Consider the following 16,107-nt stretch of genomic DNA (forward strand, 5'->3'; position numbering starts at 1 on the left):
TTCTCTGCTCGCCCATAGACCGCGCATAGGTTCGGTGATTACGTTGCCGGAAGGTCGGCATCGGCCTGACCCCGACGCAAAGGAAATCATGTCCCGCTCTAACTCAGGCCCCCTCGCGAAACTCAACGTTCCCCTGCTCGTGTTGTGGCTCGCATCCGTCGTTGTCGCCGTCGCCGGCTACCTGCTGATGACCTCATCGAACGCGAACCAGGCCGCGCTGTACACATCGCAGACCGGTGACTACGCGAAGCTCTTCGCGGCACAGTCGGGCAGCACCGTCGGTGGCCTGCTCATCGCGGTTGGCGTTCTCGGGGTGCTGCTTGCGCTCGCGGCGCAGGCTTCCACTCGCGTCCGGAACGTTGCCCCTGCGGCAGCGCCTGCTGTCATCGACGAGCACGACCTGACCTCCGACGACCAGGCATTCGTGATCGAGATCGTCGACCCGCGGACCGAGGCTCACGTGCAGACAACGGATGCGCCTGCGGCCGCGACACTGACCGACGCCGACGAGAACCAGAAGGAGACGGTCGCGGCCCGCTGAGCCGACCGAACCAACGCGAAAGCGGCTGCCGGCATGATGCCGACAGCCGCTTTTCTCGCATCCGCTCAGCGCTTGCGCTTCTCCCGCACCCGCATGCTGATGTTGATGGGCGTGCCCTCGAAGCCATAGATCTCACGCAGCCGGCGCATGATGTAGCGGCGGTATCCGGGGTCGAGGAAGCCGGTGGTGAACACCGCGAATGTCGGCGGCCGACTCGACGCCTGCGTGCCGAACAGGATGCGCGGCTGCTTTCCGCCACGCACCGGGTGCGGGTGCTCCGCAGCCAGCTCGGCGAGGAACGCGTTGAACTTGCCGGTGGGAATGCGGGTGTCCCACGACTCGAGCGCGAGCTCCAGCGCCGGCACGAGCTTCTCCATGTGCCGCCCGGTACGCGCCGAGATGTTCACGCGCGGCGCCCACGACACATGCGCGAGATCCTGCTCGATCTCCCGCTCCAGGTAGCGGCGACGATCGTCATCGATCATGTCCCACTTGTTGAACGCGAGCACGAGCGCACGACCCGACTCAAGCACCAGGTCGATGATGCGCACATCCTGCTCGCTGATCACCTCGGTCACGTCGATCAGCACGACGGCGACCTCGGCCTTCTCGAGCGCGGCACTGGTGCGAAGCGACGCGTAGAAGTCAGCGCCCTGGGCCAAGTGCACCCGACGACGGATGCCGGCGGTGTCGACGAAACGCCACACCTTGCCACCGAGCTCCACCTGCTCGTCCACGGGGTCACGCGTGGTGCCGGCGAGCTCGTTGACGACGACGCGCTCCTCCCCCACCACCTTGTTCAAGAGGCTGGACTTGCCCACGTTCGGGCGGCCGAGCAGGGCGACACGACGAGGGCCGCCGACTTCCTGCTTGGCGACAGCGGATATCTCGGGCAGCTCGGCGAGGATCGCATCCAGCAGATCGGCCACCCCGCGTCCGTGCAGCGCCGACACGGGCCACGGCTGGCCGAGGCCGAGCGACCACAGGTTTGCCGCTTCGGGCTCCTGGCGGATGTCGTCGACCTTGTTGGCGACGAGGAAGACCGCCTTGCCACTGCGGCGCAGCAGCTTGACCACCGCCTCATCGGTCGAGGTGGGGCCGACGTTGGAGTCGACGACGAACATGACGACGTCGGAGAGGTCGATGGCGACCTCGGCCTGTGCGGCGACGGAGGCGTCGATGCCACGAGCGTCGGGCTCCCAGCCGCCGGTGTCGACGAGGCTGAACCGGCGGTCGTTCCACTCGCCCTTGTATGTGACCCGGTCACGGGTGACACCGGGGGTATCCTCGACGACGGCCTCACGGCGGCCGAGAATGCGGTTCACGAGCGCGGACTTGCCGACGTTCGGCCGACCCACGATGGCGATGACCGGCAGGGCTGGCAGGTAGGTGATGGCGTTCGGGTCCTCCGTCGCCTGCTCGAGCACATCGAGGTCTTCCTCGCTGAGCTCGTACTCCTGCAGCCCGGTGCGGAGGGCATTGGCGCGCTGCAGCACCAGATCGTCGTCGAGGCCGGTCAGACGCTCCTCGAGGTCGTCGCCTTCCGGCGCATACTCGAGCTCGTCGTCGGGGTTGAACTCGTGCGAGTCGAAGTCATTGGTCATTGCGAGGTCCTCGCGGTGTTGATGACGTCGATGACCGCATCAACGGTCTGCTCGAAGTCAAGGTGGGTGGAATCTACGGTGGTCACACCGTCGGCGGCGGTCATGAAGTCGACGACCTGGGAATCGGCCCGATCCCGCGTGCGCAGCGCGTGCGCCACGGTCTCGGCGGACTGGGTCGTGATCTGCGCCGAGCGCCTCGCCATTCTAGCCTCTTCGGATGCGGTGAGCAGGATCCGCACCGGCGCATCCGGTGCGACGACGGTGGTGATGTCGCGGCCCTCGACCACGATGCCGGCCTCGGTGGCCTGCTCGGCGACGGAACGGAACAGCCCGGTCAGGTGCTCGCGCACCCGGGGAACGCGGGCGACGGCACTCACCTGCGCGGTCACGCGGGGCTCGCGGATCGCCTCGGTGATATCGGTCTCGCCGACGCGAACGAAGTGCCGGTGCGGGTGGGTGCCGATCTCGACGTCGAAGGTGTCGAGCTCGGCGACGACCGCGGCGGCATCCGCTGTGTCGACACCGCGATCAAGCATGAGCCAGGCCAGCGCCCGGTACCCGGCACCGGTGTCGAGGAAGGCGAAGTCGAGCCGGTCGGCCACGGCCTTGCTCACACTGGACTTGCCGCTTCCGGCGGGTCCGTCGATCGCAACGACGAGGGGAATCGAGGGAGAGGTCATGAATCAACCAGCAATCCGCCAGCCGCGCGCGGCCAGCTCTTCGGTGAGGCGGGCGGCCGCCTCGGGGAGGACCGCGATCTCCGCGAGTCCGATCTGGGCGCCGGGCGAGTGCTCCAGGCGCAGGTCTTCGAGGTTCACGCCCACCTCGCCGATCTCGTTCAGCAGCCGGGCCAGCTGCCCCGGGGTGTCGTTGACCATGACGATGATCGACACGAACCGGCGGTCCTGGCCGTGCTTGCCGGGCAGCTGCGCGACCCCGGCGTTGCCGCGCGCCAGTTCTTCGGCGAGCTTCCGCCGGGCGCCGGGCGCGGCCGGGTCGTCGAGCGCTTCGATGAAACGGTCGAGGTCCTCGCGAAAGTCCTGCAGGATGCGTCGCACGGGCTGGGCGTTCGCGCCCAGGATCTGCACCCACAGTTCCGGGTCGCTGGCCGCGATGCGGGTGACGTCTCGGAGTCCCCCACCGGCGAGATTGAGCGCGGAGCCCGGGCTGCCGCCGAGCCGCTGCGCCATGAGCGTCGACACCACCTGCGGAACGTGTGAGACGAGCGCCACGGCCTGGTCGTGCTCCTCCGCGGTCATCTCGACGAGGATGCCGCCGAGGTCGAGGATGAGGTCGTCGATCGCGTTCGCGCGCTGGTAGCTGATGGCGTCGTGCCCGACGACCACCCAGGGACGCCCGATGAAGAGGTCGGCGCGGCCGGCGAGCGGGCCGCCGCGTTCGCGTCCGGCCAGCGGATGCGAGCCGATGTAGCGGGACACGTCGGCCCCGGCGTCGCGCAGCGCCGTGAGCGGCGCGAGTTTGACGCTCGCGACATCCGTCACGATCGCGTCGGGGAACGCCTCGAGTTCGCGCCCCACGATCTCGGCGGTGACGTCCGGCGGCACGCACACGACGATGAGCTGCGGTGCGTCGCCGGGCTGGGCGGCCCGGCCGGCCCCGTAGTCGATGGCGATGCTGAGGTTGGTGGGCGACGCGTCGGCCAGGATCACGTCGATGCCGCGCTCCCGGAGGCCCAGGCCGACGCTGGTGCCGAGGAGCCCGACGCCGACGACGCGCACGGGCCCGACGAGCCGACTCTCGACACTTTCGGCCACAGCCGACTCCTGACTTCGAATGCTGGCGTGTTTACTGCGCGGGGCGCTCGGGCCGTTCGCTGCGTTCCGCACGGGCGACCGTGAGCAGCTGGCCGAGTTCTACTTTAGTCAGCTCCCGCACCGCGCCCACCTTGAGGGTGCCGAGGTGCAGCGGCCCGAACTGGCGGCGCACCAGGTCGATCACCGGGTGCCCGACCGCGTCGAGCATCCGTCGCACGATACGGTTGCGCCCGGAGTGCAGGGTGATCTCCACGAGCGAGGAGCCGTCCCCGCCCTGGCCGGCGATGATGCGCGCCTTGTCGGCGGCGATCGGGCCGTCCTCGAGCTCGATGCCCGCCTGCAGCTTCGCCACGGTCTGCGCCGACATGCGGCCCTCGACCTTGGCGATGTAGGTCTTCGACACCCCGAACGACGGATGCGCCAGCACATGCGCGAGGTCGCCGTCGTTGGTGAGGATCAGCAGTCCACTGGTCTGCGCGTCGAGCCGGCCCACGTTGAACAGGCGTTCCTCGAACCGGTCGGTGAACTCGCGCAGGTCGGGCCGGCCGTTCTCGTCCTGCATCGACGAGACCACGCCGACAGGCTTGTTCAGCATGAGGTAGCGCCTCGTGGTGTCCAGCTGCACGGCGACGTTGTCGACGGCGATCTCATCGGTCTCCGGGTGGATGCGCCGCCCCAGCTCTCGCACGACGACGCCGTTCACGCGCACCCGGCCCGAGGTGATCATGTCCTCGGAGACGCGGCGGGAGGCGACGCCGGCCGACGCCATGACCTTCTGCAGGCGCACGCCGTCGGCGGCGGCATCCGTTGCACCGAAATCGGCTGGGGTCATCGGAGGTCCTCGAATCCGTCGGCGCCGTCGGGAAGCAACGGCGAGATGTGCGGCAGCTCGTCGAGCGAGTTGATGCCGAGCTGGGTGAGCAGCAGGTCGGTGGTGGCGTAGTTGATCGCGCCGGTCTCACTGTCGGTGAACGCCTCGGTGATGAGGCCGCGCCCGAGCAGGGTGCGCACGACGGAGTCGACGTTGACGGCCCGGATCGACGCGACCGCGCCGCGGCTGATGGGCTGCTTGTAGGCGATCACGGCGAGCGTCTCGAGGGCCGCCTGCGAGAGCCGGCTGGGGTTCTGGGTCAGCACGATGTCGGCGACGAGGGAGTCGTGGTCGCTGCGCACGTAGATGCGCCAGCCGCCGCCCACCTCGCGCAGCTCGAAGCCGCGGCGGATCGACGGGACGGTGCCGTCGTGCCCCGGCGTGCCGAGGCCGTCGAAGTCGGCCACGAGGCGTTTCACGGCCGCGTCGACGTCGGCCAGCGGGCGGTCGACGGCGGTGGCGAGGTGCACGAGGCTCTGCGGCTCGTCGGCGACCATGAGGATCGCCTCGAGCTGCCGGTCGAGGGTGGCCTGGGTGGTGAGATCGGTGTCAGTTGTCATAGTCGGCTCCGAGGTTGGCGAGGTTCTCGTCGGACCAGGTCTCGGCGCTCCAGTGCAGGGTGAGCTCACCGAGCGGCTCGAGCTGGTCGAACGAGATCGACCCGCGGCGGTACAACTCCAGCACGGCGAGGAAGCGGGCGATCACGACGCCCTTCTCCCCCACCCCGGCGATGAGCTGCCGGAACGACACCGGCTCCCCCGATCGCAGTACGGCGACGACGAGCGCGGCCTGCTCACGGATGCTCACCAGCGGCGCGTGCAGGTGGTCCAGTCCCACGGTCGGCAGCTCGCGGGGCGCGAGCGCGAGGGCCGCGAGGGCGGCGAAGTCCGCGGCGCTGTGTGTCCACACCAGTTCCGGGGTCTGCCGGCGGTATTTCTCTTCCAGCCGCACGGAGCGCACGTGCCGGTCGAGCTCGGTGTCCATGCGCTCCTGGAACCACGCCGACGCGGTCTTGAAGGCCCGGTACTGCAGCAGGCGGGCGAAGAGCAGGTCGCGCGCCTCGAGCAGAGCCACGTCTTCGGCGTCGACGAGCTCGCCCTGCGGCAGGAGACCGGCGACCTTCAGGTCGAGCAGGGTCGCGGCCACCACGAGAAACTCGGTGGCCTCGTCGAGCTCCTCCGTGGACTCGAGGCCGCGGAGATAGGCGATGAAGTCGTCGGTGACCCGGCTGAGCGAGATCTCGGTGATGTCGAGCTCATGCTTGCCGATGAGCGAGAGCAGCAGGTCGAACGGACCCTCGAAGTTGCTGAGCGCGACGGAGAAACGCGTCGCGGGCGCATCCGTTCTCGCGTCGTCGATGACCGTGCCAGCGGATGCCGGCACCGCTTCGAGACGCCGGGTGGCGGTCTGTCGGGTCGCGGGCTTAGGCGACGGCGCCACGGGCCACCAGCTCGCGCGCCATCTGGCGGTAGGCCTTGGCGGCGGCATGCTCGGGAGCGAACTCGGTGATGGGCAGGCCCGCCACGCTGGCGTCGGGGAACTTCACGGTGCGGCCGATGACGGTCTCGAGCACCCGGTCGTGGAAGGCGTCGACGACCCGCTCGAGCACCTCACGGGAGTGCAGGGTGCGCGCGTCGTACATGGTGGCGAGGATGCCGTCGAGCTCGATGGCGGGGTTCAGCCGGTCGCGCACCTTGTCGATGGTCTCGATGAGCAGGGCCACACCGCGCAGGGCGAAGAACTCGCACTCGAGCGGGATGAGCACGCCGTGGCTCGCGGTGAGGGCGTTGACGGTGAGGATGCCGAGCGACGGCTGGCAGTCGATGAGGATCACGTCGTAGGCGTCGGAGAGCTTGCGGAGCACCCGGGCGAGGATCTGCTCGCGGGCGACCTCGTTGACGAGGTGCACCTCGGCGGCGGAGAGGTCGATGTTGGCGGGGATGACGTCGAGGCCCTCGATGCGGGTCGTCTGCACGGCCTCGAACGGGTCCATCTTGCTGCTCGTGAGCAGGTCGTAGATGGTGGTGACGTCGTGAGTGGGCACGCCGAGGCCGGCGGAGAGGGCACCCTGCGGGTCGAAGTCGATGGCGAGCACCCGGCGGCCGTAGCCGGCGAGCGCTGAGCCGAGGTTGATGGTCGTCGTGGTCTTGCCGACGCCGCCCTTCTGGTTGCAGAGGGAGATGATGCGGGCGGGACCGTGGCTCTTCAGCGGCGCCGGGGCCGGGAAATCCTGCACCGGGCGACCGGTCGGACCGACGCCGTCTTTCGCCACTCCGAGGAGCGGCTTGCGGCCCTCGTGCTTACGCTCCACCTGGATATCCTCGATCCGTCCTGCACCAGTCACTCGCTCGATTCTAGCGATGCGCGCGTCATCCGCGTGGCACGCACCGCCGAACGACTCCAATGCGTTAGGTTTTGGGGCTTCGTCATCGCCTCAGCGGGCGCGCGGGTGCGCGGTCGTGTACATGTCGCGGAGCGTGTCGGCGGTGACGAGGGTGTAGATCTGCGTCGTCGCGACCGAGGAGTGGCCGAGCAGCTCCTGCACCACGCGCACGTCGGCCCCGCCGGCCAGCAGGTGGGTGGCGAACGAGTGCCGCAGGGTGTGCGGCGACACCTCCACGTCGATGCCGGCGCGCTCCGCGGCGGCACGGATGATGAGCCACGCGTTCTGCCGGCTCACCCGCTGGCCGCGGAGGCCGAGGAACAGCGCCGGGGTGGCCTTACCCCGCACCGAGAGCGTCGGCCGGGCGCGCACCAGGTAGGCGTCGAGGGCGGCGCGGGCGTAGCTGCCGACCGGGACCATCCGTTGCTTGCCGCCTTTGCCGCGCAGGCGCAGCATGTCTTCCTCAAGCACGTCGTCGACGTTCAGGTCCACCGCCTCGGAGACCCGGGCGCCGGTGGCGTAGAGCAGTTCGAGGAGCGCCTTGTCGCGCAACTGCTGCACCCCATCGCCGTCGGTCGCCGCCAGCAGCGCCGTCACCTTGTCGATGGAGATGGCCTTGGGCAGCCGGCTGGCGAGCTTGGGCGGCTTGCTGTCGTGCGCGACATCCGCGTCGACCACGCCCTCCTCCAGCAGGAAGCGGTGCCAGCCGCGCACCGTGGAGAGGATGCGGGCCACAGAGGATGCCGTGAGCGGCGAATCCGCCCGCGTCGCGAGATGCCGCACGAAGTCGGAGACCGCGGCCGAGGTGATCTCGCGCGGCTCGTCGATCCCGCGCTCCCCCAGCCATCCGCTGTAGAGGGCCAGGTCGCGCCGGTAGGCGGCGACGGTGTTGGTCGCGAGCCCCCGCTCGATGGAGACATGCCGGAGGTACGAATCCACGGCCGCCCGCACGGTCACGACGGGATGGTCACGACGAGGCCGTGCCCTGGCCTTCGGGCATCGACGGCTGCTGCGGCCACGGGGCGTCGGCCGGCGCCAGGGTCGACCAACCGCGGGCCCGGGCGGTGTACGCCGCGAGCACCCCGGTCACGAGCGACGGGTTCTGCACCTGACGGGCCAGCACGGCGTCGACGCACTCGTCGAGCGGCACCCAGCGCACCTCGATGTCCGCCTCCTCATCGGTGCGGTCGAAGTCCTCCTCGAGCCGGGTGACGCCGCGGGCCAGGTAGATGCGGATGGCCTCGTTGCTGCCGCCGGGTGAGGTGTAGAACTCGGCGAGCGTGTGCCAGGTGGATGCTGCGTAGTCGGCCTCCTCGGCGAGCTCGCGGCGGGCGGCGGCATCCGGCGCCTCACCGTGCTCGTCGAGCAGGCCGGCCGGGATCTCCCACTCCCTCGAGCGCACCGGGTGCCGGTACTGCTTGATCAGCAGCACGCGGTCCTGCTCGTCGAGGGCCAGCACCGCCACGGCACCGGGGTGGTCGACGAACTCGCGCACCACGTCGGATCCGTTCAGCTCGAACGTCTCGCGGCGCAGATCCCACACCTTGCCGGTGTAGACGAGCTCACTCTCGGTGACGGGAGCGGACACCAGCTCGTCGTGCACCGTCAGGCCTCTTCCTTGACCTCGAACAGGCGGCTGGCGCGCTGGCGCTCGATCGCGGCGCCGATGAGGCCCCGGAACAGCGGGTTGGCGCGGTTCGGGCGGGAGCTGAGCTCGGGGTGCGCCTGCGTGCCCACGTAGAACGGGTGCTCGTCGCGCGGCAGCTCCACGTACTCCACGAGCTGGCGATCGAACGACGTGCCCGAGAACCACAGGCCGGCATCGGCGATCTGCTCCCGGTAGGCGTTGTTGACCTCGTAGCGGTGACGATGACGCTCGGATGCCTGCGGGCTGCCGTAGAGGTCGGCCACCAGCGAGCCGGGGGCCAGGTTGGCGGTGTACAGGCCGAGGCGCATCGTGCCGCCGAGGTCTCCCCCGGCGATGATCTCCACCTGCTCCTCCATGGTCGCGATGACCGGGAATTCGGTGTCGGGGTCGAACTCGGTGGAGGAGGCGCCGGGGAGGCCGGCCTTGTTGCGCGCGTACTCGATGACCATGCACTGCAGGCCGAGGCAGAGCCCGAGCACGGGGATGCCGTTCTCGCGGGCGAACCGCAGGGCGCCGACCTTGCCCTCGATGCCGCGCACGCCGAAGCCGCCGGGGATGCAGATGCCGTCGAAGTCGGAGAGCAGCCGGGCGGCACCCTCCTCGGTCTCGCACTCGTCGGAGGCGACCCAGTGCAGCTTCACCTTGGCCTGGTGGGCGAAGCCGCCGGCGCGCAGCGCCTCGGTGACCGAGAGGTAGGCGTCGGGCAGGTCGATGTACTTGCCGACCAGGCCGATGTTCACCTCCTGCTTGGGCTCGTGCACGGCGTCGAGCACCTTCTGCCAGCTGGTCCAGTCCACGCTGGAGGTGGGCAGGTCGAGGGCGTCGATGATGTAGGCGTCGAGGCCCTGGTCGTGCAGCATGGTGGGGATGTCATAGATGCTCGGCACGTCGACGCAGTTGACGACCGCGTCCTCCTCCACGTCGCACATGAGCGCGATCTTGCGCTTGTTCGATTCGGAGACCGGCCGGTCGCTGCGGAGCACGAGGGCGTCGGGCTGGATGCCGAGCGAACGCAGCGCCGCGACCGAGTGCTGGGTGGGCTTCGTCTTCTGCTCGCCCGAAGCGTTCATGAACGGCACGAGCGACACGTGCACGAAGAACACGTTCCCCCGGCCCAGTTCGTGGCGCACCTGGCGGGCGGACTCGATGAACGGCTGCGACTCGATGTCGCCGACCGTGCCGCCCACCTCGGTGATGATGACGTCGGGCTTGGGGTCATCCGTTGCCTGCAACCGCATGCGGCGCTTGATCTCGTCGGTGATGTGCGGGATGACCTGCACGGTGTCGCCGAGGTATTCGCCGCGGCGCTCCTTGGCGATGACCTGGGAGTAGATCTGGCCGGTGGTGACGTTGGCGGCCTGGCTGAGGTTAATGTCGAGGAAGCGCTCGTAGTGACCGATGTCGAGGTCGGTCTCGGCGCCGTCGTCGGTGACGAAGACCTCGCCGTGCTGGAATGGGTTCATCGTTCCCGGGTCGACGTTCAGGTAGGGGTCGAGTTTCTGCATGACCACGCGGAGGCCGCGGGCGGTCAGGAGATTGCCGAGGCTGGCCGCCGTCAGGCCCTTGCCCAAAGAAGAAACGACACCACCTGTCACGAAAATGTGCTTGGTCGTGCCGCTTGAGTTGCCCGCTGGAAAGTCCGAGTTTGAATTGTTCACCACGGGCTTCGAGTCTATCACCTGCCCGGGCGGGGTAGCCCGGCGGGCGGCTTCAGCGGCGCGTCCGCCTGGGCGAGCGCCATCAGTTCGCGGGCGTGCTCCAGCCCGGTCGCCGAATCCGGGAGGCCCGAGAGCAGCCGTGCCATCTCCGCGGCCCGGTCGTCGCCGTGCAGTTGCTTGACGCTGCTGGCGGTGATGGCGCCGTCGCTTCCCTTCACCACGCTCAGGTGGTTGCTCGCGAACGCGGCCACCTGGGCCAGGTGGGTGACGACGATGACCTGCGCGGTCTGCGCGAGCCGGGCCAGCCGCCTGCCGATCTCGATGGCGGCGGCACCGCCGACCCCGGCATCCACTTCGTCGAAGACGAAGGTCGGCACCGGGTCGGCCTTGTTGATGACGACCTCGATGGCGAGCATCACGCGCGACAGCTCGCCGCCGGAGGCGCCGCGGGCCAGCGGCCGGGGCGCGCTGCCGGCGTGGGGCTGCAGCAGGATGCGCACGGCGTCGCGGCCGGTGGCTGTGAACGCGTCGCCGGGCTCCACCTCGACGACGAGGGTGGCGTCGGGCATCGCGAGGGCCGCCAGTTCGGCGGTCACCGCCGTTCCCAGGGCGTCGGCGGCCTGCCGGCGGCGTGCGGTGAGGGCCAGGGCGAGTTCGTCGACCAGCGCGTGGTCGGCATCCGCTTCGACCGTCAACTCGTCGATGCGCTCGGAGTCGCCGTCGAGTTCCATGAGGCGGGCGCTGCCGGTGTCGAGAAAACGGATGGCCTCATCGAGTCCGCCGGGATACGCGCGCGCCAGCGACGCCAGTTCGGCGCGGCGTTCCTGCACCATCTCGAGTTCGCGGGCGCCGTCGGCGTCGAGGCCGGCGAGGTAACTGGAGAGCTGGCCGGCGACGTCGGCGACGGCGAACCCGGCGTTCGCGATCGCGTCGACGAGGGGCGGCAGTGCCGGGTCGTGGGCGGATGCGCGCTCCAGCTGGCGGCGCGCCGCCTCCAGCAGGGCCACCACGTCGGGCCGGTCGTCGCTGGTGTCCTCCGCGGAGAGGTACTCCCGGGTGCCGGCGGCCGCGACGCGCAGCGCCTCAAGGTTGCCGAGCCGCTCGGCGCGCTCCGCGAGCTCCTCGTCTTCGCCCGGCTGCGGGGCGATGGCCTCGATCGCGGCGATCGCGGCGCGGAGGTCGTCGGCCTCCTGGGCGCGCAGGTCCTGCTCGCGCACGAGCCGGACGAGTTCCTCGCGGTTCGCGTTCCAGCGATGGTACGCGTGCGTGTACTGCTCGAGGGTCTCGGCGAGGTCGGGGCCGGCGAAGCGGTCGAGGGCCTCGCGCTGGGCGACGGCGGAGCGGAGCCGCACCTGGTCGGACTGGCCGTGCACGACGACGAGGTCGTCGGCGAGGTCGGACAGCACGGTGGCCGGGGCGCCGCGGCCGCCGACGATGGCGCGGCTCCGGCCGCCGGCGGAGACCGAACGGCCGAGGATGAGTTCGTCGGCGTCGAGGTCTCCCCCGGCGTCGCGCACGCGTTCGGCGACGGCGCCGTCGGGGTCGATCACCCAGCGGCCCTCGACCCAGGTCTGCTCCTGCCCCTGTCGAACGGCGCCGGGGTCGGCGCGCTGGCCGAGCAGCAGCCCGAGCGCGGTGACGACCATGGTCTTGCCGGCGCCGGTCTCGCCGGTGACGGCGGTGAAGCCCGGGCCGAGCGGCACGGTCGCGTCGGCGATGACGCCGAGGTCGCGGATGGAGAGTTCCTCAATCACGATCTACCGGGCCTCGCCAGCCGGTGACGGGCAGGTTGAACTTGTTCACCAGGCGGTCGGTGAAGGGGCTGCTGTGCAGGCGGGCGAGGCGCACCGGGATGGGCGAGCGCCGCACGACGACCCGGGCGCCGGTGGGCATGTCCCAGGCGCGGCGGCCGTCGGCCCAGAGCACCGCGGACCCGTCGCTCCGGGCGAGGATCTCGACGGCGAGCGACGAGTCGGGGCCCACCACGAGCGGGCGGGCGAACAGGGCGTGGGCGGAGAGCGGCACGAGCAGCATCGCCTCGACTCCGGGCCAGACGATCGGGCCGCCGCCGGAGAACGAGTACGCGGTCGAGCCGGTGGGTGTGGACATCACCACGCCGTCGCAGCCGAACGAAGAGAGCGGCCGGCGGTCGACCTCGATGACGACTTCCAGCATCCGTTCGCGGCTGGCCTTCTCGACGGTGGCCTCGTTGAGCGCCCAGGTCTCGTAGACCACCTCGCTGTCGACCTTCACCCGCACCGAGATGGTCATGCGCTCCTCGACCACGTAGTCGCGCTCGAGGGCACGCCGCACGGCCTCGCCGAGGTCGTCGCGCTCGCTCTCGGCGAGGAACCCGACGTGACCGAGGTTGACGCCGAGAAGCGGGGCCGCCTCACCGCGCACGAGCTCGGCGGCGCGAAGGATGGTGCCGTCGCCGCCGAGCACGATGACGAGTTCGAGGTCGGATGCCTGGACCGTGTCGCCGAGGATCATCAGCTGTTCGACGAGCTCCGGCGACGCCAGGACCAGGTCTTCGCGGCCGGCGCGGTCGAGCACGGGCACGGCGCCGGCGTCGATGAGCTGCTGGCAGACCGTCAGGGCGGCCTCGAGGGAATCCTTGCGCCCAGTGTGGGCGACGACGAGGATGTGGCGCGGCTCATCGGTCATGCGTGTCACGCTCCCACCAGTGCGGTTATCCGGTCCAGCCATTCTGTCGGATTGCCGTCGTCCGCGCCGTGCGAGGCGCTCAGGTGGCAGAGGTATTCGCGGTTGCCGGAGCCGCCGGCGATGGGCGATGCGATGAGACCGCGCACGCCGAGTCCGAGGTCCCAGCCGGCCCAGAGCACCCCCGCGACGGCGTCGGCGCGGAGGTCCGGTTGGTGCACGATGCCCTCGCGCACGCCGCCGCGGCCCACCTCGAATTGCGGTTTGATCAGGAGGACGAAGTCCGCTCCCACGGCCGCCACGTCGAAGAGCGCGGGAAGCACCATCGGCAGGGAGATGAAGGAGAGGTCGGCGACGACGAGGTCGGGGCGCTGGCGGATGGTCGATGCCTCGGCCAGGGTCGCCTGGCTCGCGTACCGCAGGTTGAACCCTTCGACGAGGGTGAGCCGGGGTTCCAGTGCGAGCGATGGGGCAAGCTGGCCGTGTCCGACGTCGACGGCGATGACCCGGGCGACTCCGCGCTCGAGGAGCACCTGGCTGAACCCGCCCGTGGAAGCACCCGCGTCGAGGGCGAGGCGGCCGGTGACCGGTACCGTGAATGCGTCGAGGGCGGCGATGAGCTTGTGCGCACCGCGGCTCACGTAGTGGTCGATGCCCGTGACGTCGAGCGCCTGGTCGTCCTCCACCTTGTGGGAGGGTTTGACCACCGGTTGCCCGTCCACCGTGACCCGGCCGTCGGTGATGAGCTTGGCGGCGATGGTTCGGGAGCGCACCAGTCCGCGTTCGGCGAGGGCGGCGTCGAGGCGGCGCTCGCTCATGAGGCGGCCCCGGTCATCCGTTGGACCGCGGCAGGCCGTTGCCCTCGAGGCGACCCTGCAGCTGGTCGTGCAGCTGCGCGTACGACGCGGCGCGGTCTTCGAGTGGCTGCGCTTCGATGAGGGTGAGCTGGGAGACCAGGGCATCGTTCGCCAGGTCCTGCTCGTCATCGATGCTCACATTCACCCTCCTAGGTTACCGCCAGAGCCGCTCGGGAACATCAAGGCCGTAGATCGCGCGCCCGGAGTTCCAGATGGCCGCGCACGCCGCGCGCAGCAGGTTGATGCCGCCGTCGCCGTTCCGCGTGACCTCCACCGCGTTGCCACGGATGCGCACGGTCGCGCCGGCGACGGTGGCTGCGGTGCCGCCCTGGGAGACCTCGGTCTCGGGGTACGGCTCGTGCAGCTGGCGGAGGTCTTCGAGGATGAAGCGGGGCCGGGAGTCGGCGTTCGCGGCGAGCACCGACTTCGCCCTGTCGATGCCGGTGAGCACGAGGGCCGCGGGGATGCCGGCGCGGTTGGAACCGAGGATGTCGGTGTCGAGGCGGTCGCCGATGAACAGCGGATTCTTCGCGTGAAAGCGGTTGACGGCCTCGGTGAAGATCGGGGTCTCGGGTTTGCCGGCCACGATCGGCAACCGGCCGACGGCGCTGTGCACGGCCGAGACGAGAGTGCCGTTTCCTGGGGCGATGCCGCGGGCGACGGGGATCGTCCAGTCGGTGTTAGTGGCGATCCAAGGCAGGCCTGCCTCCGGGCCGTCGCTCGCCAGGGCGAAGGATGCCTCGGCCAGGTGCACCCAGGCGACGTCGGGCGAGAAGCCCTGGATGACGGCGGCTGGGCCGTCGTCGGCCGAGCGGGTGACTTCGAACCCGGCTTTCTGCACCTCGTCGACGAGGCCGTCGCCGCCGACGACGAGCACGCGGGAGGCCGCGGGGACCTTGTCGGCGAGGAGCCGGACGGCCGCCTGCGGGGAGGTGACGACATCCGTCGCCGCCACCGACAGGCCGAGCTCGCTGAGGTGATCGGCGACGGACTGGTCGGTACGTGCGGCGTTGTTGGTGATGTAGCCCACGCGCGCCCCCTCGGCGGCCCGGTTCAGGCTCTCGACGGCGAAGGGGATCGCCGTTGGGCCCGTGTAGACGACGCCGTCGAGGTCGGCGAGCACCACGTCGACGCCGGCCAGCGGCGTCGGGGGGCTACTTCTCCTGCCCAGCATCCGGGTCCTCGGTGGTGGCGGGCGGGGCATCCGTTGCATCGGCGTCAATCACGACGGGGCCGTCTTCCTCGATCTCGAGGATCTCGATGGTCTCGTCGTCGTCCTGGCCGCCCAACGCGGCCTCCGCGCGCGCTGCACGCTCGTACCACTGCTCGGCGTCATCGGCGCGGCCGAGCTCCTGGAGCACGTCAGCGTAGGCCGTGAAGAGATCGGGGCTGTAGGAGAAGGCGGTGTCCGGGTCCAGCTGGGGGATCTCGAGTTCCGTCAGCGCCGCCTCAGGCTGCCCGAGGTCGAGCCGTGCACCGGACATGGCGATTGCCAGCGACACCTGCACGGGAACGGGCAGCGCGGAGCGCTCCACGGAGCGGCCCAGCTCGAGCGCCCGGTCGGGCCGGCCGACGCCGCGTTCACTGTCGACCATGAGTGCCAGCTGGTCGTTGGAGCCGGAGATGCGCCGGTAGGTGCGGAGTTCCCGGAGCGCCAGCGCGAAGTCGCCCACGGCGTACGCCGTGATCGCGAGGCTCTCCCGCACGACGGCGATGCGGCCCGCGCGGCGGGCGGCTGAGATGACGTGCTTGTGCGCCTGTTCCGGGTCCGACTCGATGAGGCGTGCCGCCATCGCCAAGTGCTTGGCCACCCACTCCGCGTTGTCCTTGGTGAGCGTCTTCAGCTCGTTCCGAGCGACGCGGTCGAGGTCGCTGGGGGAAACGTCGTCGGGAAGGTCGGGGTCATCGTGACGCGAGCGCACCGGGCGCAGCTCGCGCTGCATCCGCTGCTCGTCGGTCATCTCCTCGTCTTCGAAGCGGGCATCGCGGTCGCCGCGGGCGGGCGCGCCCTCGCGGGTCCACAGCTTGCCACCGCCGTCGCGCGGTGGACGACGGTCGCCGCCCTGCCGCGGAGCACGGTCGCCGCCCTGCCGCGGAGCACGGTCG

General features: G+C 70.3%; 17 protein-coding genes. 1 reads left to right on the top strand and 16 read right to left on the bottom strand.

The window, feature by feature from the left end:
• Nucleotides 1-88 precede the first annotated feature (88 nt).
• Nucleotides 89-541: a hypothetical protein gene (locus EEJ31_RS03240; protein ID WP_123044845.1), complete on the top strand. Its 453-nt coding sequence runs from the start codon at nucleotides 89-91 to the stop codon at nucleotides 539-541.
• Nucleotides 542-606: 65 nt separating this feature from the next.
• Here the strand turns inward: EEJ31_RS03240 and der are convergent, their stop codons facing one another.
• From der to EEJ31_RS03315, 16 genes are all read right to left on the bottom strand, one after another.
• A complete protein-coding gene (gene der, locus EEJ31_RS03245; protein WP_123044846.1) occupies nucleotides 607-2,145 on the bottom strand; it encodes a ribosome biogenesis GTPase Der in 1,539 nt (512 codons plus the stop codon).
• Nucleotides 2,142-2,825 (bottom strand): (d)CMP kinase, encoded by a 684-nt coding sequence (gene cmk, locus EEJ31_RS03250; RefSeq protein ID WP_123044847.1) that lies wholly within the window; start codon nucleotides 2,823-2,825, stop codon nucleotides 2,142-2,144. Before cmk ends, der begins: the two co-directional genes overlap by 4 nt.
• A 3-nt stretch (nucleotides 2,826-2,828) precedes the next feature.
• A complete protein-coding gene (locus EEJ31_RS03255) occupies nucleotides 2,829-3,920 on the bottom strand; it encodes a prephenate dehydrogenase (RefSeq protein ID WP_233563703.1) in 1,092 nt (363 codons plus the stop codon).
• Nucleotides 3,921-3,951: 31 nt separating this feature from the next.
• The gene (locus EEJ31_RS03260) at nucleotides 3,952-4,752 is read right to left on the bottom strand and encodes a pseudouridine synthase (RefSeq protein WP_123044848.1); all 801 of its coding nucleotides are present in this window, start codon (nucleotides 4,750-4,752) and stop codon (nucleotides 3,952-3,954) included.
• Entirely contained in the window at nucleotides 4,749-5,351 is a 603-nt protein-coding gene (gene scpB, locus EEJ31_RS03265) for an SMC-Scp complex subunit ScpB (RefSeq protein WP_123044849.1), read from the bottom strand. The genes EEJ31_RS03260 and scpB overlap by 4 nt, the downstream gene beginning before the upstream one ends.
• Entirely contained in the window at nucleotides 5,341-6,231 is an 891-nt protein-coding gene (locus EEJ31_RS03270; RefSeq protein WP_407643191.1) for a segregation and condensation protein A, read from the bottom strand. Before EEJ31_RS03270 ends, scpB begins: the two co-directional genes overlap by 11 nt.
• The gene (locus EEJ31_RS03275; protein ID WP_123044851.1) at nucleotides 6,215-7,102 is read right to left on the bottom strand and encodes a ParA family protein; all 888 of its coding nucleotides are present in this window, start codon (nucleotides 7,100-7,102) and stop codon (nucleotides 6,215-6,217) included. Before EEJ31_RS03275 ends, EEJ31_RS03270 begins: the two co-directional genes overlap by 17 nt.
• Nucleotides 7,103-7,225: 123 nt before the next feature.
• Nucleotides 7,226-8,131 (bottom strand): site-specific tyrosine recombinase XerD, encoded by a 906-nt coding sequence (gene xerD, locus EEJ31_RS03280; RefSeq protein ID WP_123044852.1) that lies wholly within the window; start codon nucleotides 8,129-8,131, stop codon nucleotides 7,226-7,228.
• A 10-nt stretch (nucleotides 8,132-8,141) separates the two neighbouring features.
• Entirely contained in the window at nucleotides 8,142-8,777 is a 636-nt protein-coding gene (locus tag EEJ31_RS03285; RefSeq protein ID WP_233563704.1) for an NUDIX domain-containing protein, read from the bottom strand.
• 2 nt (nucleotides 8,778-8,779) lie between these two features.
• A complete protein-coding gene (locus EEJ31_RS03290) occupies nucleotides 8,780-10,483 on the bottom strand; it encodes a CTP synthase (RefSeq protein ID WP_325049331.1) in 1,704 nt (567 codons plus the stop codon).
• 14 nt (nucleotides 10,484-10,497) lie between these two features.
• Nucleotides 10,498-12,234, bottom strand: coding sequence for a DNA repair protein RecN (gene recN / locus EEJ31_RS03295; RefSeq protein ID WP_123044853.1), 1,737 nt, complete (start codon nucleotides 12,232-12,234; stop codon nucleotides 10,498-10,500).
• The gene (locus EEJ31_RS03300; protein WP_123044882.1) at nucleotides 12,227-13,147 is read right to left on the bottom strand and encodes an NAD kinase; all 921 of its coding nucleotides are present in this window, start codon (nucleotides 13,145-13,147) and stop codon (nucleotides 12,227-12,229) included. The genes recN and EEJ31_RS03300 overlap by 8 nt, the downstream gene beginning before the upstream one ends.
• A gap of 5 nt (nucleotides 13,148-13,152) precedes the next feature.
• Nucleotides 13,153-13,962, bottom strand: coding sequence for a TlyA family RNA methyltransferase (locus tag EEJ31_RS03305; RefSeq protein ID WP_123044854.1), 810 nt, complete (start codon nucleotides 13,960-13,962; stop codon nucleotides 13,153-13,155).
• Nucleotides 13,963-13,975: 13 nt separating this feature from the next.
• Nucleotides 13,976-14,140 (bottom strand): hypothetical protein, encoded by a 165-nt coding sequence (locus tag EEJ31_RS13945; protein WP_199727254.1) that lies wholly within the window; start codon nucleotides 14,138-14,140, stop codon nucleotides 13,976-13,978.
• 15 nt (nucleotides 14,141-14,155) lie between these two features.
• Nucleotides 14,156-15,175 carry an HAD-IIA family hydrolase gene (locus EEJ31_RS03310; protein ID WP_123044855.1) on the bottom strand — a complete coding sequence of 340 codons (1,020 nt, stop codon included), beginning with the start codon at nucleotides 15,173-15,175 and terminating at the stop codon, nucleotides 14,156-14,158.
• Nucleotides 15,156-16,107, bottom strand: a 952-nt coding sequence (locus EEJ31_RS03315; RefSeq protein ID WP_407643192.1) for a tetratricopeptide repeat protein, incomplete at its 5' end; no start/stop codon positions are given. The genes EEJ31_RS03315 and EEJ31_RS03310, both read right to left, overlap by 20 nt.

Origin of the sequence: Cryobacterium tepidiphilum (genome assembly GCF_003716325.1) — a bacterium.
GTDB classification, from domain to species: domain Bacteria; phylum Actinomycetota; class Actinomycetes; order Actinomycetales; family Microbacteriaceae; genus Cryobacterium; species Cryobacterium tepidiphilum.